The sequence below is a fragment of the Jannaschia sp. L-14R genome, assembly GCF_056857695.1.
In genome coordinates this window covers 302,181-319,731 of the sequence record NZ_JBSXNP010000011.1, presented here as the reverse complement: position 1 = coordinate 319,731, position 17,551 = coordinate 302,181, and the positions used below count along the sequence as shown (strand labels likewise).

Annotated in this window: 20 protein-coding genes, 1 tRNA gene, 1 pseudogene and 1 riboswitch; of the genes and pseudogenes, 6 read left to right on the top strand and 16 right to left on the bottom strand. The window is 62.2% G+C overall.

Annotated features, from left to right (window positions below; all coding sequences use genetic code 11):
- Positions 1 to 130 precede the first annotated feature (130 nt).
- The 4 genes from AC13C2_RS14310 (at position 131) to AC13C2_RS14295 (ending at position 4,125) form a co-directional block, all read left to right on the top strand.
- Positions 131 to 1,474, top strand: coding sequence for a COG4223 family protein (locus AC13C2_RS14310; RefSeq protein WP_482887233.1), 1,344 nt, complete (start codon positions 131 to 133; stop codon positions 1,472 to 1,474).
- Between the two features lie 8 nt (positions 1,475 to 1,482).
- On the top strand, positions 1,483 to 3,042 hold the full coding sequence (locus tag AC13C2_RS14305) for a heme biosynthesis HemY N-terminal domain-containing protein (protein ID WP_482887231.1): 1,560 nt from the start codon (positions 1,483 to 1,485) through the stop codon (positions 3,040 to 3,042).
- A 113-nt stretch (positions 3,043 to 3,155) separates the two neighbouring features.
- Entirely contained in the window at positions 3,156 to 3,836 is a 681-nt protein-coding gene (locus AC13C2_RS14300; RefSeq protein ID WP_482887229.1) for a hypothetical protein, read from the top strand.
- 213 nt (positions 3,837 to 4,049) lie between these two features.
- Positions 4,050 to 4,125, top strand: a tRNA-Thr gene (locus AC13C2_RS14295).
- 11 nt (positions 4,126 to 4,136) lie between these two features.
- On the opposite strand, the gene AC13C2_RS14290 is transcribed toward AC13C2_RS14295, so the two are convergent.
- The gene (locus AC13C2_RS14290; protein ID WP_482887227.1) at positions 4,137 to 4,277 is read right to left on the bottom strand and encodes a helix-turn-helix domain-containing protein; all 141 of its coding nucleotides are present in this window, start codon (positions 4,275 to 4,277) and stop codon (positions 4,137 to 4,139) included.
- Between the two features lie 431 nt (positions 4,278 to 4,708).
- Between AC13C2_RS14290 and AC13C2_RS14285 the strand changes: the two genes are divergently transcribed.
- Complete coding sequence (locus AC13C2_RS14285) at positions 4,709 to 4,831, top strand: transposase domain-containing protein (RefSeq protein WP_482887614.1); 123 nt, start codon at positions 4,709 to 4,711, stop codon at positions 4,829 to 4,831.
- A gap of 238 nt (positions 4,832 to 5,069) precedes the next feature.
- On the opposite strand, the gene AC13C2_RS14280 is transcribed toward AC13C2_RS14285, so the two are convergent.
- Genes AC13C2_RS14280 through thiD form a run of 10 tightly spaced genes read right to left on the bottom strand, consistent with a single transcriptional unit; the run spans position 5,070 to position 12,423 of the window.
- The gene (locus AC13C2_RS14280; protein WP_482887226.1) at positions 5,070 to 5,801 is read right to left on the bottom strand and encodes an ABC transporter permease; all 732 of its coding nucleotides are present in this window, start codon (positions 5,799 to 5,801) and stop codon (positions 5,070 to 5,072) included.
- A complete protein-coding gene (locus tag AC13C2_RS14275; protein WP_482887224.1) occupies positions 5,798 to 6,523 on the bottom strand; it encodes an ABC transporter ATP-binding protein in 726 nt (241 codons plus the stop codon). Before AC13C2_RS14275 ends, AC13C2_RS14280 begins: the two co-directional genes overlap by 4 nt.
- Entirely contained in the window at positions 6,520 to 7,191 is a 672-nt protein-coding gene (tenA, locus tag AC13C2_RS14270) for a thiaminase II (RefSeq protein WP_482887223.1), read from the bottom strand. The genes AC13C2_RS14275 and tenA overlap by 4 nt, the downstream gene beginning before the upstream one ends.
- Positions 7,188 to 8,123, bottom strand: a complete 936-nt coding sequence (locus AC13C2_RS14265) for an ABC transporter substrate-binding protein (protein ID WP_482887221.1) — start codon at positions 8,121 to 8,123, stop codon at positions 7,188 to 7,190. Before AC13C2_RS14265 ends, tenA begins: the two co-directional genes overlap by 4 nt.
- Positions 8,123 to 9,103 (bottom strand): HesA/MoeB/ThiF family protein, encoded by a 981-nt coding sequence (locus AC13C2_RS14260; protein ID WP_092760047.1) that lies wholly within the window; start codon positions 9,101 to 9,103, stop codon positions 8,123 to 8,125. Before AC13C2_RS14260 ends, AC13C2_RS14265 begins: the two co-directional genes overlap by 1 nt.
- Positions 9,100 to 9,696 carry a thiamine phosphate synthase gene (locus AC13C2_RS14255; protein WP_482887219.1) on the bottom strand — a complete coding sequence of 199 codons (597 nt, stop codon included), beginning with the start codon at positions 9,694 to 9,696 and terminating at the stop codon, positions 9,100 to 9,102. The genes AC13C2_RS14260 and AC13C2_RS14255 overlap by 4 nt, the downstream gene beginning before the upstream one ends.
- A complete protein-coding gene (locus AC13C2_RS14250; protein ID WP_482887218.1) occupies positions 9,693 to 10,463 on the bottom strand; it encodes a thiazole synthase in 771 nt (256 codons plus the stop codon). Before AC13C2_RS14250 ends, AC13C2_RS14255 begins: the two co-directional genes overlap by 4 nt.
- Position 10,464: 1 nt before the next feature.
- The gene (gene thiS / locus AC13C2_RS14245) at positions 10,465 to 10,662 is read right to left on the bottom strand and encodes a sulfur carrier protein ThiS (RefSeq protein WP_482887217.1); all 198 of its coding nucleotides are present in this window, start codon (positions 10,660 to 10,662) and stop codon (positions 10,465 to 10,467) included.
- Positions 10,646 to 11,623, bottom strand: a complete 978-nt coding sequence (locus AC13C2_RS14240; RefSeq protein ID WP_482887216.1) for an FAD-dependent oxidoreductase — start codon at positions 11,621 to 11,623, stop codon at positions 10,646 to 10,648. Before AC13C2_RS14240 ends, thiS begins: the two co-directional genes overlap by 17 nt.
- Positions 11,620 to 12,423, bottom strand: a complete 804-nt coding sequence (gene thiD, locus AC13C2_RS14235) for a bifunctional hydroxymethylpyrimidine kinase/phosphomethylpyrimidine kinase (RefSeq protein ID WP_482887215.1) — start codon at positions 12,421 to 12,423, stop codon at positions 11,620 to 11,622. Before thiD ends, AC13C2_RS14240 begins: the two co-directional genes overlap by 4 nt.
- 55 nt (positions 12,424 to 12,478) lie before the next feature.
- A riboswitch (TPP riboswitch) is annotated at positions 12,479 to 12,579 on the bottom strand.
- Between the two features lie 364 nt (positions 12,580 to 12,943).
- On the opposite strand from thiD, the pseudogene AC13C2_RS14230 reads away from it, so the two are divergent.
- A pseudogene (locus AC13C2_RS14230) lies at positions 12,944 to 13,090 on the top strand (hypothetical protein); the annotation flags it as partial.
- A 65-nt stretch (positions 13,091 to 13,155) separates the two neighbouring features.
- Here AC13C2_RS14230 and AC13C2_RS14225 read toward each other — a convergent pair.
- The 5 genes from AC13C2_RS14225 to AC13C2_RS14205 all read right to left on the bottom strand — a co-directional run bounded on the left by AC13C2_RS14225 (position 13,156) and on the right by AC13C2_RS14205 (position 17,479).
- Entirely contained in the window at positions 13,156 to 13,581 is a 426-nt protein-coding gene (locus tag AC13C2_RS14225) for a GlcG/HbpS family heme-binding protein (protein ID WP_092760059.1), read from the bottom strand.
- Positions 13,582 to 13,657: 76 nt separating this feature from the next.
- Positions 13,658 to 14,863, bottom strand: coding sequence for a CaiB/BaiF CoA transferase family protein (locus AC13C2_RS14220; protein ID WP_482887214.1), 1,206 nt, complete (start codon positions 14,861 to 14,863; stop codon positions 13,658 to 13,660).
- Positions 14,860 to 15,636, bottom strand: coding sequence for an enoyl-CoA hydratase/isomerase family protein (locus AC13C2_RS14215; RefSeq protein ID WP_092760061.1), 777 nt, complete (start codon positions 15,634 to 15,636; stop codon positions 14,860 to 14,862). The genes AC13C2_RS14220 and AC13C2_RS14215 overlap by 4 nt, the downstream gene beginning before the upstream one ends.
- Positions 15,633 to 16,913, bottom strand: coding sequence for a TRAP transporter large permease (locus tag AC13C2_RS14210; protein ID WP_482887613.1), 1,281 nt, complete (start codon positions 16,911 to 16,913; stop codon positions 15,633 to 15,635). The genes AC13C2_RS14215 and AC13C2_RS14210 overlap by 4 nt, the downstream gene beginning before the upstream one ends.
- A complete protein-coding gene (locus tag AC13C2_RS14205; RefSeq protein ID WP_482887212.1) occupies positions 16,913 to 17,479 on the bottom strand; it encodes a TRAP transporter small permease in 567 nt (188 codons plus the stop codon). Before AC13C2_RS14205 ends, AC13C2_RS14210 begins: the two co-directional genes overlap by 1 nt.
- Between the last annotated feature and the right edge of the window lie 72 nt (positions 17,480 to 17,551).

The following is a 17,551-nucleotide window of genomic DNA, read 5'->3' as shown; positions in this document are numbered from 1 at the left end:
TCCAGTCGGACGGACTAGGTATGCACGTTAGCAGGTAGAAGTGACTCAATGACTTGCTAAGCCAGCCGGAGGGGATGTCTTGGCGCGCAGCACGAGAAAATCAAAGGACGCCTCACCGTCCGAGACGCAGGTGACCGATGTCACAGCCGAAGATACCCCGGCTGCCGCAGACGTGACGGATACGACCGAAGGGGCCTCCGCCAAGGGGGCCGAGACGGCCAAACGCGCGACAGCCAAAGCAGCGAAGGTCGAAGATGCAATCATCCTCGGCAATGATTCTGCGACGGGCAATGACGCCTCGGCTGATGGAGAGAAGCCCCAAGATGTATCCGCGAAAGACACTGAGACCCCGCACGACATTGAGCCCGAGGGCACAATTCCGCCGGTGACCGATACGGAAACCAATGGCGATGACGGAACATCCGACGCCAGCGCTACATCGCGGATCGAGACGCCGCAGGACACGGAGGCCGAAACCGCTATCGCCGTCGTTCCGGCGCCCGAAACCGTACGGGGGTCGGGATTTGTCCCGCTGTTGCTGGGAGGTGTCTTGGCCGGGGCCATCGGATTCGCAGCCGCTTTTTTTCTGGTGCCCGCATCCGGCCCGCCAATCCTGGAGACCGAACGCATTGATGCGCTGGCTGCCGAAGTGGAAGCCCTCAAGGCTGCTGATGCCCCGCCGATCACCGACCTTACACCCATCGAGAGGGCGCAGGACGATTTGACTGCGCGACTCGACACGCTGACGGCACGTCTCGACAGTCTTGAAACGCGCGATCCTTCCACGGTTGCTGTTGCCCCGGACGAGGCAGTCGATGCGTCGACAGCCGAAATTGACGCGCTGCGTGCAGAGATCGGCCAGTTGACCGGCACAAATCAGGCCCTTGGCGAGGATATCCAAACGCTGCGCGGCGACGTCGAGGCGCTTCGCACCGGTCTGGAGCCGCGCATCGCCGCCGTCGAAGCAGGATTGGCCGAAGCCAATAGCCTTGCCGCATCTGTTGAGGACCAGGCCAGCGCGCTGGCCCGCGAAGCGGCGCGCAACCAGATCAGGCTGGCCCTGCAGTCAGGCGCACCCTTTGCCGAGCCGCTGGCCGTGCTGGGCGATCCGCCCGCCGCATTGGCCGAGAATGCCGAAACCGGCGTGCCGTCGCAATCTGATCTGATCGCCGAATTCCCCGATCTGTCGCGCGCCGCCTTGCGCACCGCGCGTACGACCGAGGCGGCGGGTGTGGGTTCGTTGTTCCGCAACGCTTTCAACCCGCGCAGTCTTGAACCGCAGCAGGGTAGCGACCCCGATGCCGTTCTCAGCCGCGCCGAGGCCGCCGTTCGCGAGGGCGACCTGGAAACAGCGCTGACCGAGATCGAGGCGCTGCCAGCCGAGGTTCAGGCTGTCCTGCAAGACTGGACGACACGCGCCCGTGCCCGTGCTGCGGCATTGGCCGCAGCCGACGATTACCTTCAGGACGGATGAGGATTTAGATGCTCTGGTCGCTTTTCAAGATCCTCCTCTTCGTCGCGCTGGTCGCGGCTCTGGCGTTTGGTGTTCAGTGGCTCCTGGCCGTCTCGGGCGAGGTGCTGATAACGTTCAACGGGTCGGAATACCTGTTGCCGCCGCTGGTGGTTGTGCTGGGTATCCTTGTTCTGATGTTGGTGCTCTGGGTCGTTTTCAAGCTGGCCGGCCTGTTGATTGCCACGTTGCGGTTCATCAATGGCGACGATACCGCGCTGGGCGCATATTTCGATCGTAACCGGGAACGTAAGGGTTATGCCGCCCTGTCCGACAGCCTGATCGCACTTGCCTCGGGCGAGCCGCGGGAAGCGGCTGCCAAAGCGCAGAAGGCCGAAAAGTATCTTCAGCGTCCCGAAGTCACGACGTTGGTCGTGGCGCAGGCTGCCGAAGCAGCGGGCGAGACGCAGCGGGCGACCGAGGCTTGGAAAACCCTTGTGGCGCACGACAAGACCCGGTTCGTCGGTGTGCGTGGTCTGATGCGTCAGAAACTGGAAGAAGGCGATACGGAAACGGCGATGAAGCTGGCCGAAAAGGCCTTTGCGCTGAAGCCGCGGCATGTCGAGACGCAAGATACCCTGTTGCGCTTGCAGGCGCGGGACGAAAACTGGGACGGGGCGCGTCGTGTCTTGTCTGCCAAGTTGAAATCCGGGTCGTTGCCCAAGGATGTGTACAAGCGCCGCGAGGCGGTTCTGTCGCTGGCCGACGCGCGCGATCAGTTGCGGCGTGGCAATGTCGACAAGGCCCGTGCTGAAATGCTCGAAGCGAACCGGTTGTCGCCTGAACTGGTACCCGCAGCCGTCCTTGCGGCGCGTGCTCATATCGAAGCGGGAGAAAAGCGGCGCGCCGCCAAGGTTCTGAAGATCGCGCGCGCCAAGACAGCGCATCCCGATCTGGCCGCCGCTTTCGCTGAGATCGAGCCTGACGAGACGCCTGAAGCGCGCATCAAACGCTTCCAGCCCTTCCTTAAAGTTGCGCCCGATGCGCCCGAGACCAAGATGCTGGAGGCCGAACTGTATCTGGCCGCCGAGGATTTTCCCGGCGCACGTCGTGTTCTTGGCAAGCTGTACGAAACGCATCCCACGTCGCGATCCCTGTCCCTTATGGCGGCCATAGAACGCGGCGAAGGCGGATCCGAGGCGGTAGTCCGCGGCTGGCTGGCAAAGGCGTTGAGTGCACCGCGCGGCGCGCAATGGGTTTGTGACACCTGTGGCACGATCCATGCTGACTGGCTTCCGGTCTGCACGAATTGCGAAGCCTTCGACAGCCTGTCATGGAAAGAGCCACCGACCGGCGGCACACCGGCGGCGGTGTCTTCGGATATGCTGCCTCTGCTGATGGGCCCCGCTGTGCCAGATGTGGAATCGAGCGATCCTGTGCCCTCCGTCCCTGCCGACGAAGACGTGCCAGAGGCGGAAGAGGTTCCACCGTCTTCTTCTGAGGTCGAACCGACGCCCCCACATGTCGTGAATCCCGCCGTTGTCGGGACCACGCGCGATCAGGACGAGACGGTTTCGTCGCCCCGGATCTAGCATCATTTCGGGGCTGGAAACGGCCCCGGACCCCTGCTAGGACCGCGCTACGGTGCCGCTGTAGCTCAGCTGGTAGAGCAATCGGTTGCTTTCAGGCGACTGCCATTGCGCCGGTGTTTTCAAGACTGTTTCAAGATACAACGATATGTGTCAGCAATGGTGACGCAATTTCTTTGATCCAACGCGTCGCCATTACCAACCCAGCTTATCGCCCGAATGGCTCAATCTGCGGCGACGCTAGGCATCGTCTCGACTCTGGCCGCGTTTTTGCCCCTGGCGGGCCTTTCAGCAGCACGTTGTCTCAGGCCGGTGTTGATCACTGGGCCGTAACGATGACTGCCGGGTCTTCGATCAACATCAACGGCAAGGCAGTCAACTGCTCCAAGAACGTGCTTCTGGAGAATTTGGCACCGGGCCTTGAGACAGGCGACCTGACCATCGCGTCAGACCTACCCGACCGGGCCTTGCTAGATCGAGAAATCGGGTCTTTTGAGCTGACCTCGACGTCTGCTGGTAATCTGATCCTCGAGGGCAGGGGCAAGGGCCATCATGCTGATCGCGCGATTGCACTCGCACTTGGCTACCAGAAAACTACCCATCTCGAAAACCGAACTATGTTTTTCGGCTACAAAGCTACCGCACGAGGTCGATCATATCGTGCAGCTCGTTGGCAAGAACAAGGCGGGCGAGCAGGTTATCTGCGGATTGCATGTGCCTTGGAATCTTGCGCCATCCCACGGAAGATGAACCGTGACCGTGGTGATTGGTTCTTCATCGCAGACTGCGGAGAGTGACGCTCCGACTGACGCTGACATTCCGTTCTGAATCTGGCTTGAACGGGCCGCTCGTTGCGTTTAAACGGGCCGTCGCTTGTCTCAATAGCTCAGCTGATAGAGCAGGTCCTTCGTAATGCGCGTGTCCACCCGCAATTGACGTTTGAGGCCAGCGGGTTAGACGGTGGGTTGAGGTTCTGGTAGGGCCATAGTAGGGCCGAACAAGAGAAGGATGCCGGTGTAGCTCAGCTGGTAGAGCACATCATTCGTAATGATGGGGTCGTAGGTTCGAGTCCTATCACCGGCACCATTCTTCTCAAATTAATCATTTAATTCCAGTAGTTTCGACGGCTCGACGCCCAGCGCGTTCGCGAGCTTAGCGACGATGAGGACTGTTGGGTTTCGTATACCGCGCTCAACGCCGCTGACATATGTGCGGTGCAGGTCGGCCTCAAAACGCAAGCTGCTCCTGCGAGAGACCCTTGGCTTCCCGGTGCTGCTTTTCAGACGACGGCTCCGGACGTTTCTGGCACAGGTTGCACGTCATTACGCAATGAACGCGAACATGATCTAAAATGGCTGCGTGATCCACGATATGGACGCGCGAGAGGCGCCACCAGATCGGCGGGTCGAACTCCTACAGAAAAAGGCAAAGCCAATCTTTGCTGATCTGGAAGCCGGTTGCACGCCCAACTCCCCAGTATCACCGGTAAATCGCCGCTGGAGTGAGCAATACGTTATGCCCTGACGCGCATGTCACGGCCCAGGCCGTCCCTCGACGACGGCATCTTGGAGTTGATAATAACACATCAGAAAAAGCGATACGGTCCGTCGCCGTCGGGCGCAAGAACTAACAGTTCGTTGGATCACAGACCGGCGGCAAGGCTGCCGCCATCGCCTACACCCTGATCGAAACCGCCAAACTGAACGGCGTCGATCCGCAAGCCTGGCTGGCCGACACACTCGCCTGCATCTCAGACTACAAGATCAACCGCGTTGACGATCTGCTGCCATGAAAACTACCCCGTAGGGCGGTCAGACCGGACGCTTACGTCCGGTTTACATCAACGCCACCTCATCGTTTGACGAGTCTTCCAGCGACCCAGAGGCTTTATTGATTCTGGCTCCGGCGGACGCCTCGTGGCAGAATCACGCTATGATCGCGTGACGCACCCTTTCCGATGACCATCCCGACCTTGCGCATTCACCACTGTTGCGTGCGGCGTCAGGGAAATAGACCTGCATGGAGGAACGTCAGGTCTCCCAAAGCCGCCGACAGAGCGCGTCGACGGCAGTATGGAGGATGAGCGTCAGGACGGCCAGAACGATCAGAGCGGCGAACATCAGGTCGATTTTCGCGCGGCCGTTCGCCAGAAGCATGAGGTAGCCGAGTCCCCGTGACGCCCCGACCCATTCGCCGATGATCGCGCCGATCGGGGCGTAGACGGCGGCAAGCCGCAGTCCCGAGGCGAAGCCGGGCATCGCGGCCGGAACGCGGATGCGCCACATAACGCGGAGCGGCGTCCCGGCCATCACCCGGGAGAGTTCCAGCCAGCCCGACGGGGTGCGCATCAGGGCGTCGAAGAAGGCGGAGGTCACCGGGAAGTAGATGATCAGAAGCGCCATCGCGACCTTGGACCAGAGCCCGTAGCCCAGCCAGAGCGTCAGGATCGGTGCCAGGGCGAAGACCGGGACCGCCTGGCTGAAGACGAGCATGGGGCGCAGCACAGAGCGCGCCAGCGCAGAAGCGACCATCAGGATCGCCGAGGTGAAGCCCAAGGCCGCGCCTAGGATGAGACCGAGCAGGACCTCGACGCCGGTAACCAGCGCGTGCTCGGCTATAAGCATTCGGCTATTCCAAAGGGTCGCGAAGACCAGATACGGGCCGGGCAGGATAAAACGGGGCAGGTCGGCGAGGGTGATGATCGCTTGCCAGACCAGAAGACCCAGAAACGCGACCGCGGCGATGTGAAAGTCTCGTCTCATTGGGCCGCCATGAGCAGTCGCAGCAGGCGACCCTGGAAGGCGAGCGTGTCGGACGCATCGTAGACACGAGGCGTCGGCCCCTCGGGCGGGGTGACGGCGGTGATGCGATCCCGCCTCATCAGCAGCACCTTGTCGCCCAACCGCGCGGCCTCGGCGGCGTCATGGGTTACGTGCAGGACGGTGCACCCGGCCAGCAACTCGGCCGCCAGATCCTGCATGAGCGCCCGCGATCTCGCGTCGAGGGCAGAAAAGGGTTCGTCCAGCAGCACGACCGGCCGGTCTTCCACCAGTGTCCTGGCCAGCGCCGCCCGTTGCCGTTGCCCGCCCGACAGGGCATGCGGCCGTTTTGTGGCATGCTCGGTAAGGCCAACACGTTCCAGCATCGCACGCGCCCGGTCCCGGTCCGGCACCTCGCCCCGAAGGCGCGCGCCAAGGGTAACGTTGGCGTTCACATCCAGCCAGGGCATCAGCAGGTCGCTTTGCGCCATCAGGGCCACGCGTCCGTCAAGGGACGCGCCGTCGCCCGTCGCCACCCCGCCGTCGAAGACGATCTCGTCGCCAAGGCCTGCGAGCAGACGCAGGATCGTCGACTTGCCCACGCCTGAGGGGCCGAGCAGGCAGGTCCATTTCCCGGCCGGAGCGTTGAGGGAGAGGGGACCGAAGATCGACACGCCGTCAATGGTCGCACGCCCCGACAAGTGCAGGGCAGGCACGGCGTTCATCCGGACAGGCCCATGCTCCAGAAGTCCACCTCGAGCCGCGTCGCCGTCTGGAAGCGGGCGCAAAGACCGGGCCAGCGGGGGCTGTCTTCGGAAGCTGCGCCCAGACGGCGGACGACCGCCGCGTCGATCAGCGCGCCCACCTCGCGGCAGCTGCGCTGGTAGTCCGCGCCGGAGTACGTCGCGATCCATTCTGCGTATGGGGTCTGCTCGGCCTCGCTCGCCAGTCGTGCGCCGATTTCGCCGTAGCCCAGCACGCAGGGGGCGAGGGCGGCCATCAGGTCGAGGAAGTCGCCGGAATGACCGGCGTCGAGGACATAGCGGGTGTAGGCAAGGTTCTGCGAAGCCTCGCGCGCCGCAAACAGCTCCGCCTCGGAAATGCCCTCAGCGGCGCAGGTCTCCACATGCAGGCGCATTTCCTCGTTCAGCAGCGCATGAACCGTGGCGGCGCAGACCCGCATCTCCTCAAGAGTCTCAGCCTTGGTCACGGCCAGTGCCCAGGCGCGAGAGAAGTGGACGAGGAAGAGGTAATCCTGCACCAGATAGCGCAGAAAGGCGTCGCGCGGGAGAGTGCCGTCCCGCATGCCCTCGACGAAGGCATGGTGGGTGTAGTCCCGCCAGATGCCGCCCGCCGCGATACGCCATAGCGCGAATGTGGTACCGTAACTCATTGTGTCCCCAGGTCGACGGCGAGGTCAGAGACGGGGCGAACCCCCTCGATCAGTCCGGCTTCGCTCAGGAAAAGCTCGAAACGGGCGTAGCGGCCCTGGTCCAGCGCCTCGGGGCGCAGGGCAAAGCGTGGGATCGTGTCGGCCCAGGCCTGTTCATTCAGTTCGTCCTGCAATTCGGTCGAGGTGTCTGAGAAGATCTTCCAGCTTTCCTGTGGGTAGTTGACGATGAACTGCGTTGCCTTCTCCGTCGCGGCAAGGAAGCGGCGGATCATATCGCCGTTCATCGTCTCGGGATTGGCGACGTAGATCAGCTCGTCATAGGTCGGAACACCTTCCTCCTCGGGGTAAAAGCACCGGCCCGGGAGACCTTCGATCTCCATCTGGTTGAGCTCGAAGTTGCGGAAGGCCCCGATAACCGCATCGACCTGTCCCGACATGAGCGCGGGCGAGAGCGACCAGTTGACGTTGACGAGTTCGATCTCGTCCATGGTAAGGCCGTTGGTCTCAAGCATCGCAGACAGCAAAGCCTCTTCGACCCCCGCCACGGAAAAGCCGACCTTGAGGCCAGCGAGATCCGCAATCTCCTCAATGGGGCCGTCTTTCAGCACCAGCAAGCAGTTGAGCGGCGTCGCGACCAGTGTGCCCACGCGAATGAGCGGCATCCCTTCGGCCACCTGAAGATGCAGCTGCGGCTGGTAGGAGATTGCAAGATCGGCGCGCCCCGCGGCGGCCATCTTGGGCGGATCGGCGGGGTCGGCGGGGGCGATCACCTCAACCTCCAGCCCAGCGTCAGCGAAGTAGCCCTGCTCCTGCGCGATGATGATGGGACCATGATCGGGGTTCACGAACCAGTCGAGCACGACGGTCATCGCGTCCTGTGCTGCGGCGGGCGTAGCTGCGAGAAGGGCGAAGGCGGTCAGTCTTGCGATCATCAGGTTTCTCCTTTTGGGTTGCCGAGAGCGACGAGGTAAATATCTCCGTCCCAGATGGTGGCGAGCCGTTCGGCGGCTTGCCACGAGCGCAGGCCCGAGCGGCAGCAGAGCACAGCGCGCTGGCCGGGGGCGGGGACGGGTTCGCCGGGGCCGATGGCCGCAACGGGGAGGCGGCGGGCGGTGGGACGCACTAACGGTGCCTCCTGCTCGGTCCGAAGGTCCACGATGAAATCTGTGTCTGCGATGTCCGACGGTGCAAGAAATCGGTGCTGTCGAGGAGGCTCTGGCGCATCGATGAATCGGAAGCCTCCGAAGCGGAAACCTCGCCCATCGAAAGTGACGAGCTGGCCCAGCGGCGACGGGTCCATTACCGCCAGCAGTGCCACCGCCATCTGCGCCTGTAGCGCCCCGACCACGCCCACGACCGGCCCCAGGACCCCGTCATCGGCGCAGGACCCCGCACGTTGTGGCAGGTCCGGAAAGACGGCCCGCAGACTTGGCATACCGCCGCAGAAGGCACCGGCATATCCCTCCATTCCAATTACTGAGGCGCTGACCAGCGGCCTGCGGACTGAGTGACAGGTATCGGACAGGATGTAACTCGCCGCGAAACTGTCGGCGCAGTCGAGCACCAGATCCACACCCTCGCAGAGCGCCTTGACATTGGCTGGATCGAGGGCCGCGATGACAGGTGCGACGTGGCAGTCCGGGTTGAGAGCGGTGACGGCGGCGGCGGCCGCCTCGGCCTTGTGGACGCCGATGTCAGTCTCGCGAAAGAGCGTCTGGCGGTGCAGGTTCGTCACCTCCACCCGGTCGGGATCGACCAGCCGGATGCGGCCGACGCCCGCGCCGCCAAGATATTGCAACACCGGAGCGGCAAGCCCACCCGCGCCCACGAGCAGCACATGTGCGTCCCGTAGGCGCGCCTGACGATCCAGCCCGAGTTCGGGGACGGCGATCTGACGGGCGTAACGGCTCATCGCGTCACCTCGATCCACTGGCGCACGCGATCCTCGGGGTCGTCGTTCAGGGTAATGTCGGTCACGGCAGAGACGATATCAGCCCCGGCTTCGAGCGCGCCCTCCGCCCGTTCGACACTCATCCCGCCGATGGCGACAAGGGGCATGTCGCCCACCAGCCGCTTCCACTCGGTCACGCGATCGAGGCCCTGCCGCTTCCACTTCATCTTCTTGAGGATCGTCGGATAGACCGGGCCAAGCGCCACGTAATCCGGGGAAATCGACAGCGCCCGGTCAAGCTCGGCGTGGTCGTGGGTGCTGATGCCGAGTTTCAGACCGGCGCGGCGGATCGCGGGCAGGTCGGCGGTGTCCAGATCCTCCTGCCCTAGATGCACCCAGTCACATTCCGCGTCAATTGCGATGCGCCAGTGGTCGTTCACCACCAGCACCGCGCCATATGCCCGGCACAGCGCCTGTGCCTGCGCGATGAACTGTCGCAGGCCGTCCTCGGGCAGATCCTTCATGCGCAGCTGCACCAGCTTCACCCCCAGCGGCAGCATCCGCTTCAGCCAATCCGGCCCGCCGAAGATCGGATAGAAACGGTCGAGGCTCATGTCAGGAACGCCTTGCCAATGACGGGGGTCGATGGCGCGGCCATATCGCGCGGCTCCATCGGGTCGGCCTCGAACGCCAGTCGCCCCGCTTCGACCGCTCGAGCGAACCCCTCGGCCATCGCCGCCGGATCGCCTGCCCTGGCGACGGCGGTGTTGAGCAGGACGGCATCATACCCCATTTCCATCGCCATCGCCGCCTGGCTGGGCAGGCCAAGCCCGGCATCCACGACCATCGGCACATCGGGAAACTGGGCGCGTAGCGTGCGCAATCCGTAGATGTTGGTCAGCCCGAGCCCGGTGCCGATCGGTGCCCCCCAGGGCATCAGCACTTCGCAGCCCGCATCCAGAAGGCGGCCCGCAAGCACCACATCTTCGGTCGTGTAGGGAAAGACCTTGAAGCCGTCCTCAGTCAGGTAGCGCGCGGCCTCCACCAGCCCGAAGGGGTCCGGCTGGAGCGTATCGGCATGGCCTATGACCTCGAGCTTGATCCAATTCGTGTCAAAAAGCTCTCGCGCCATCTGCGCTGTGGTTACGGCCTCGCGGACGGAGTGGCAGCCTGCGGTGTTGGGCAGAACTGCCACGCCGAGGTCGCTGACGATATCCCAGAAGGCCGAACCGGCCCGCTCGCCCCCCGCCTCGCGGCGGACGGAGACTGTCGCAATGCCCGCGCCGGAGCGGCGAAAGGCATCTGCCAGCACGCGCGGCGACGGATACTGCGCCGTGCCAAGCATCAGGCGCGAGTCGATCTCGGTTCCGTAAAACCGCATCTCAGCCTCCTTGCCGGGGGGTGACGATCTCGATCCGGTCGCCGTGGGCGAGCGCCGTCAGGCCGCGCAGGGCCATCGGCACGAAACTTTCGTTGACGGCGGTGGCGACCTTCGCCGCGCCATAGCCAAGTTCTTCGAGAACCATCGCGAGCGTGTCGGCCTGCACATCTGTCGAAGTACCGTTAATCGTGATCTTCATGCCAAAACTCCGGTTTGGTGCCGTCGCAGGCCGCCTCCACCGCCATCCGCGCCAGCGACGGCGCGAGCAGGAAGCCGTGGCGGAACAGGCCGTTGACGTGGATCGTGTTGCCCTGCCGTCGCAGGCGGGGCAGGTTGTCGGGGAAGGCGGGTCGCGCGTCGACACCGATTTCCACCAGCTCCGCTTCGCCGAAGGCAGGATTCAACGCGTAGGCCGCGGAGAGCAGTTCGAGGACGGAACGGACGCTGGGCCTGCGGTCATCGCTTTCGATCTGCGTCGCGCCCAGCATGAACAAACCGCCCGCGCGCGGGACGACGTAAAGCGGAAACCGCGGATGAAGGAGGCGCACGGGTCGGCTCAGGCGGATGTCGGGACAGTGCAGCACCGCCATCTCTCCTTTCACGCCGCGCAGATCCGGCAGTTTGTCGCGTGCCACAAGCCCCCGGCAGTCGAAGGTCAGGCCATCGGGACGGCCGGGCTCCGCGACGAAAGCGACACCGGCCCGGTCCAGCCTTTCGCGCAGGTGGATCAGCGCCGCGCGTGGGTCGAGATGGCCTTCGGCAGAAACGTGCAGGGCGCGGTCGAAGCGGCTGCCAAGATCCGGCTCCAGCCGGGCAAGCGCCGCGGCGTCAAGCGTTTCATGTCCATCGGTGCGTCGTGCGAAGCGATCCAGTTCCCGCCGGTCGCGACCGAGCGTCACCACGATCGTTCCCCGATGCGCGACTGCAACGCCTTGCTGCGCCCACCAGTCGGCCGCCTCCTTGCCCAGCCGGACGACCGGTTCCTCTGCCGTCTCGCCCTCGCAGAACGGCGCCAGCATCCCACCGGCCCACCACGAGCAGCTGTGCGGGCCTGGCCGGGCTGCGGGGTCGAAGACCGTTACCTCGCAGCCCCGCGCGACCAGTTCGGTCGCCACGCAAAGCCCGGCGACGCCGCCCCCCATGACGGTCGCCCGCCTCATCGCCACACCTCGTGAAAATGATGAACCGGACCATGACCGCTGCCGACGCCCAGCCCGTCCGCCGCACGGATCGCGCCGTGTAGCCAAGCCTGCGCCCGGCGAACCGCAGCCTCAAACCCGGCTCCCTTGGCCAGTTCAGCCGCGATCGCCGAGGAAAGACTGCATCCCGTCCCGTGGGTGTTGCGGGTTGTCAGCCGCGGCTGCTCCATCGCCGTTACGGCGGAGGGCGTCACCAGCCGGTCGATACAGATCGCCCCTTCCGCGTGGCCGCCCTTCATCACCACCGCTCGGGCACCAAGCGCCAGCAGCGCCTGGCCCTGCGCCACGGTCTCCTCAGCGTTGCAGGCCTCGCCGCGGCCCAGCAGGCGCGCGGCCTCGGGCAGGTTCGGAGTTAGGACGTCGGCAAAGGGCAGCAGCCTCTGGATCAGCGCCACCTCGGCCGCTTCGGTCAGCAACCTGTCCCCTGACTTCGCAACCATCACCGGATCGAGAACGACGGGACCACGATAGCCCTTGATCGCCTCGGCGACCGCGGCGACGATCTCTGGCGAGGCCAGCATCCCGATCTTGATTGCCTGCGGCGTGATGTCGTCGAGCACGGCAGCGATCTGCGCAGAGACCACGCCGGGCGAAACCGTCTCTACGGCCAGTACGCCGCGCGTGTTCTGTGCGGTGATCGCTGTGATCGCGCTGGTGCCGTAGACCCCGAGCGCCGAGAACGTCTTCAGATCGGCCTGGATGCCCGCACCTCCGCCACTGTCGGAGCCAGCTATCGTTAGTGCGGATGGGTGCGGCGTCATCGCTTCCTCTCCCCGGCCAAGGAAGGAGGAAGACAAGGCGGCAAACTTCAGCCCCGCCAGATCGCACTCCGTTTCCTACGCCGGTATTGCCCGGATCAGGTTCGATGGGTTGGCTTTCGCCTCTCAGCCCCGGAAAGGGCACCCCAACGGATTCGATCAAATCGTAGCAGCCAATTTGCAGACCCACAACTTGTGCGTGGTCGGGAAACCCCGTTTCCTGCCGGAGCGATGCGGTAAACGTTCAGACAAAGTGTCGCCGGCGCACGCGGGTTCAAATTGACAGCCGAAAACGTCGCCATGCATCTCTGCGCATCAGGGACCCCTTCACAAAACGGTCACCAAGACGTCGATATATGCACGTTCGGGCCGGTTGGGCCTTCAAAGGAGGTCAGGCTTGGGTAAAATTGACTGGCCCTTACCGGATCAGTAACATCGACGGGCCGCCCTATCCCGACATTGCTGGCATGGCGCACGCATTGATGGGTGCAAACCGTTCCGCTTGATTTAGGGATCGGACTGGCCCCATGTCCGTCATCCCGCCTTTATGCCAAACGATGGTGCATGGCTCGATCTGATGGGCGATTGGGGGTGCGGCGCGCCACTGTGCAAGCAGATCCTGGTGGATAATCCTGCAGTTCTATACGGGATTCCCGACATTCCGGAATAACCCCGCCTTGCAAGTTGCCAGGAAGAGCCAATCAATGGATGTTAGACCTTCAGATGACCTGACGGCTATCCCCCTTCGGCGACAAAGCCGGCCTTCTCGATTGCTGCGATTGCACAAGCCTCGTCATTGTCGGAACTGTCACCCGTGATACCGACAGCGCCTATGATCGCACCTTTTTGCTTGATCAGAACCCCGCCCGCAACCGGAACAAGCGAGCCTTCCGCCAAGGCGTTCATCGCCTGAATGAAGAATGGTTCAACCTTTGCTCTCTCGAACAGGGCCCTTGAACCCAAACCCATGCCAATGGCACCGCGCGCCTTCCCTTGTGCAATCTCTGGTCGCAGGTTGCTGGCACCATCCTCGCGCGCCAATGCCAAAAGGCACCCCGCGCTGTCCAGCACTGCGACGGTGAGAGGCTTCAGGCCGTTCGCCGTGCGCCATTCCAGACAATCGTTGATGATACTTTGAGCCTGTTTCAGCGTCAGTGGCACGGTGGTTTCCTTTCGCAGGTCCGGTTTCTACAAATGACACTTTGATATTAAAGTGGAAATTAAGAAAATTTATGGTTTATGCGGCGATCACGGCATTCGACCTGATCAATGCGTCAATCTTCTCGGTCTCATATCCGATCTCGGCCAGAACTTCTCGACTGTGCTGGCCCAATACAGGGGCTGCATGATCAACTTTCGCAGGTGTGCGGCTGAATTTGACCGGATGCCCGATGGTTCTGACCATGCCGACCGAGGCATGATCCACGTCAATAATCATATCGCGCGCAATCGCCTGGGGGTCATTGTGCATTTGCAGAATATCGTTGACGGGCCCGGCGGGAAGCTGTGCCTTTTCCATGCGCGCCAGCCAGTTTTCAGTAGTGTCCCGCGCCAGATAGCCGTTCAAAATCTCGATCAGGGCTGGAAGGTTCTGAATGCGGGCGGCGTTTGAATTAAACCGTGGGTCCTCGTCCAGTTCTGGCGCCGATATGACATCAAGAAACCGCAACCAGTTGCTTTGGTTCGCAGCACCAACATTGATCCAGCCATCGCTTGTCCGGAAAGCTTGATAGGGCGCGTTGAGCGGATGCGCTGAGCCGAGCGGTTCCGGTTTCATCCCCGTCGCAAAGGCAATCGCCGACTGCCAGTAGGTTTGCACGATGGCAGCTTCAAACAGGGATGTATCTACCTTTTGGCCCTTCCCCGTTTGCAACATGTTCGCATAGGCCGCCGATACGCCCATCGCCCCCAGGATACCCGCGTTGATGTCCGAGATTGGGGCGGCCACTTTCACCGGCGGTCGGCCCGGCCCCTCGCCGGTAATCGACATCAGGCCTGAAATGCCTTGTGCGATCAGGTCGAACCCACCGCGTTCGGCGTAAGGACCCGTGCGGCCAAAGCCGGATATCTCGCAATAGATCAAGCGGGGGTTTGCCGCCGCAAGATCTTCATAGGACAGACCCAGTTTCTCCATCGTGCCCAAGCGATAGTTCTCAACCACCACGTCCGCTTCGGCCAGCAGCTTGCGCAAGACTTCGACCGCCCCCTGATCCTTGAGATTTAACGATATACCGCGCTTGTTGCGGTTCATCATCATATAGGCCGCCGCCTCGCCACCAATATCGGGTGGCACGAAACGACGGCTGTCATCGCCGGTTGGCTTTTCAACCTTGATGACGTCAGCCCCCATGTCCGCCAGCATCAATCCACAGACAGGCCCGGCCATGATATGCGCCAGCTCAATTACGCGCATACCGCTCAACGGGCCGGTCCTAGCGCTCATCTGCCTTTCCATTCGGGTTTCTTCTTGGCGAGGAAAGCTTCCATTCCAGTGCGGAAATCATCGCTCATGTAGCATGAGACGATGAGATCGGAATCGTCTACCTGCAAGGCGGCGCGGTTGCGGCGCAGCGCCTCCTTGGTGGCGCGCAGCGTGAGCGGTGCCATGCCGCCAACCTTGTCCGCAAGCTCTGATGCACGGGACAATAATGCGGTCTCGTCGGGCAGAAGTTCACTGACCAGCCCCGTTTGCAAGGCTTCCTGCGCTTCGATCAGTCGGGCGGTAAAGATGATCTCCCGCACCCGCCCTGCGCCGATCAGCTCAGACAGGCGCGCAAGGTTGCCTGCTGCCAGGCAATTGCCCAGGGTACGGGCAATGGGAAAGCCGAACTTCAGGCTTTCCGACGCAATTCGTATATCGCACGCCGCTGCGATGGATCCACCACCGCCGGTGCAGGCACCATGAATTGCGGCGATGGTGGGTACGGGGCAGCGTTCCACGGCCTCCAGCACGTCATCAATCTGCTGTTCATAGTTCAGCGCATCATGGGGGGTTTCAAAGGCGCGAAACTGGGTCATATCGGTCCCGGCGGCAAAGGCCTTGCCGCCCGCCCCTGAAAGGACCATGGCCCGAACGGAGCCATCGGTGGGCATCTGCCTGCACAACTCTGCCAGCCGTTTGTACATCTCAAAGGTCAGCGCATTGCGCGCCTGTGGCCGGTTGAATGTCACCCAGAGGATCCCATCGCACAGCTCATCGGTGATTTCCGCGCTCATCTGTAAAAATACTCCACAAGAAACATTGGAACCGAGGGGACATAGGTGCTGAGCATCAGAACAAACAGCAGAACGCCAATGAACCAGATGTTGACCTTGGAAACTTCCCAGATGTTGGCCCGCGCCACCGAACAGGCGGTGACCAGTACCGAGGCAACCGGCGGGGTTTGTTGTCCGATGGCAAGGTTCAGTGTGACCACCAGCCCGAAATGGACCGGATCAATGCCCGCAGCGGTGATCAGCGGAATGACAATCGGGATCACCAGAATGATCGCGGCGGCAGAGTGCAGGAAGAACCCCACAATCAGGAAAAAGAAGTTCAGGATCAGCAGAATCGCCCATTGCTGTTCGGTGATGGACAGGATGCCCTCGGCAAGTTGTTGCGGGATTTGTGCGCGTGTGAGGAACCCGCCCATAAGTACGGAAGCCGCGACCAGCAGCATCACCACGGCGGTCTGAATGCCCCCATCCAGCATCGCGCGGCGCAGGTGCAAGAGGTCAAGGCTGCCATACCAGGCAGAGACCACAAGTGCGGCCAGAACCGCCAGCCCGGCGGCCTCGGTTGCGGTGACATAGCCGCCAAAGATGCCGCCCAGAATGATCACCGGCAGGGTGAAGGCAGGCAGCGCGTCGATGAAAGTCGCCCGCAGGCGCGAGAGCCGAAAGGCATCCTCGGTCGGAAAGTTGTAGCGTTTGGCGAAAATGTAGGCGACGGTCATCAGGCCTCCAGCCCCCAAAAGGCCCGGCACGATGCCCGCGACAAACAATTGCTCAACCGATGTGTTGGCAGACGCGGCATAAAGGATCATCGGGATCGACGGCGGGATGATGATGGCAAGGGATGCCGAAGATGAAGTGACAGCCGCGGAAAATTCCTTGCTGTAGCCGCGCTTTTTCATCTGCGGGATCAGGATGGAGCCCATAGCTGCCACGTCTGCCACCGCCGAGCCTGAAATTTCGGCAAAAAACAACGACACGCCAATGTTGACCATGGCAAGGCCGCCACGAATAAAGCCGATGATGGCACCGACGAAATTAATCAACCGATCCGTGATCCCGCCTGCATTCATAATGGCGCCCGCGAGTACGAACATCGGGATGGCGATCAGCGAAAACTTGGTGGACCCATCGTACATATCCAGCGCGATGGTCACCAGGCTGTCCGTGCCTTCAGTCAGCAATAGTCCAAGTACTCCGCTCATGGCCAATGCCACGGCGATGGGAATATTGATGCAAATCATGATCAGCATCGCTATGAAAATACCGGCCATCAACATCAGAAGCGATCCTTGTTCTTTTCGAGTTCGGTTTCGACCTCTTCCTCGATTTCCGCATGTTCGAGCGAGATGCCGGCAGCCGTGAGCCGCATGTAACCCGGCAGGCTCAACAGCTGGCAGAGCATGAAGAGGATCGCCCCAATCGGAATGACCGATTGCGTGAACTGGATGGGCATCCATGTCAGCGAAATCAAAGTGTCGCCTGCGAGCACCTCAAGCACTTGCAGTCCGGCGCGCGCCATCAGGAAAAAGAAAATCAGAACAATAGCTTCGCCAATCAGAACAGTTGCAATTCGCAGGTTCTGCGGCAGACTCAAAAGCACCGTATCAAAGCCGATGTGGCGACGGTGCAAGGCAGCAAGGGCCGACCCGTAGTAAGTAATCCATGCCAACATGATTGCGGCAACTTCGTCATACCAGGAAAAGCTCTGCCCCATCAGGCGCGCCAGAACCGCGGCGGAGACGACGAGGGTCAGCAGGATCATCAGGCCGATCGTCGCCCACTCCAAAACCTTGCTGAGCGCCCGATTTAACCGCGACAAGGTTGGGTAAGCTTCATTTTCCATGCCGGCAAACCTGTTGGAAGTCCATCAAATCTCTTTCGCCCGCTTGCTGCAGGCGAAAGAGCTGCGTGCATA

Bases quoted from the DNA above. Each gene is read 5' to 3' on its own strand.
- AC13C2_RS14305 (WP_482887231.1), top strand. From the start codon at position 1,483: ATGCTCTGGTCGCTTTTCAAGATCCTCCTCTTCGTCGCGCTGGTCGCG.
- AC13C2_RS14280 (WP_482887226.1), bottom strand. From the start codon at position 5,801: ATGAGACGAGACTTTCACATCGCCGCGGTCGCGTTTCTGGGTCTTCTG.
- AC13C2_RS14275 (WP_482887224.1), bottom strand. From the start codon at position 6,523: ATGAACGCCGTGCCTGCCCTGCACTTGTCGGGGCGTGCGACCATTGAC.
- tenA (WP_482887223.1), bottom strand. From the start codon at position 7,191: ATGAGTTACGGTACCACATTCGCGCTATGGCGTATCGCGGCGGGCGGC.
- AC13C2_RS14265 (WP_482887221.1), bottom strand. From the start codon at position 8,123: ATGATCGCAAGACTGACCGCCTTCGCCCTTCTCGCAGCTACGCCCGCC.
- AC13C2_RS14260 (WP_092760047.1), bottom strand. From the start codon at position 9,103: ATGAGCCGTTACGCCCGTCAGATCGCCGTCCCCGAACTCGGGCTGGAT.
- AC13C2_RS14255 (WP_482887219.1), bottom strand. From the start codon at position 9,696: ATGAGCCTCGACCGTTTCTATCCGATCTTCGGCGGGCCGGATTGGCTG.
- AC13C2_RS14250 (WP_482887218.1), bottom strand. From the start codon at position 10,463: ATGCGGTTTTACGGAACCGAGATCGACTCGCGCCTGATGCTTGGCACG.
- thiS (WP_482887217.1), bottom strand. From the start codon at position 10,662: ATGAAGATCACGATTAACGGTACTTCGACAGATGTGCAGGCCGACACG.
- AC13C2_RS14240 (WP_482887216.1), bottom strand. From the start codon at position 11,623: ATGAGGCGGGCGACCGTCATGGGGGGCGGCGTCGCCGGGCTTTGCGTG.
- thiD (WP_482887215.1), bottom strand. From the start codon at position 12,423: ATGACGCCGCACCCATCCGCACTAACGATAGCTGGCTCCGACAGTGGC.
- AC13C2_RS14220 (WP_482887214.1), bottom strand. From the start codon at position 14,863: ATGAGCGCTAGGACCGGCCCGTTGAGCGGTATGCGCGTAATTGAGCTG.
- AC13C2_RS14215 (WP_092760061.1), bottom strand. From the start codon at position 15,636: ATGAGCGCGGAAATCACCGATGAGCTGTGCGATGGGATCCTCTGGGTG.
- AC13C2_RS14210 (WP_482887613.1), bottom strand. From the start codon at position 16,913: ATGTTGATGGCCGGTATTTTCATAGCGATGCTGATCATGATTTGCATC.
- AC13C2_RS14205 (WP_482887212.1), bottom strand. From the start codon at position 17,479: ATGGAAAATGAAGCTTACCCAACCTTGTCGCGGTTAAATCGGGCGCTC.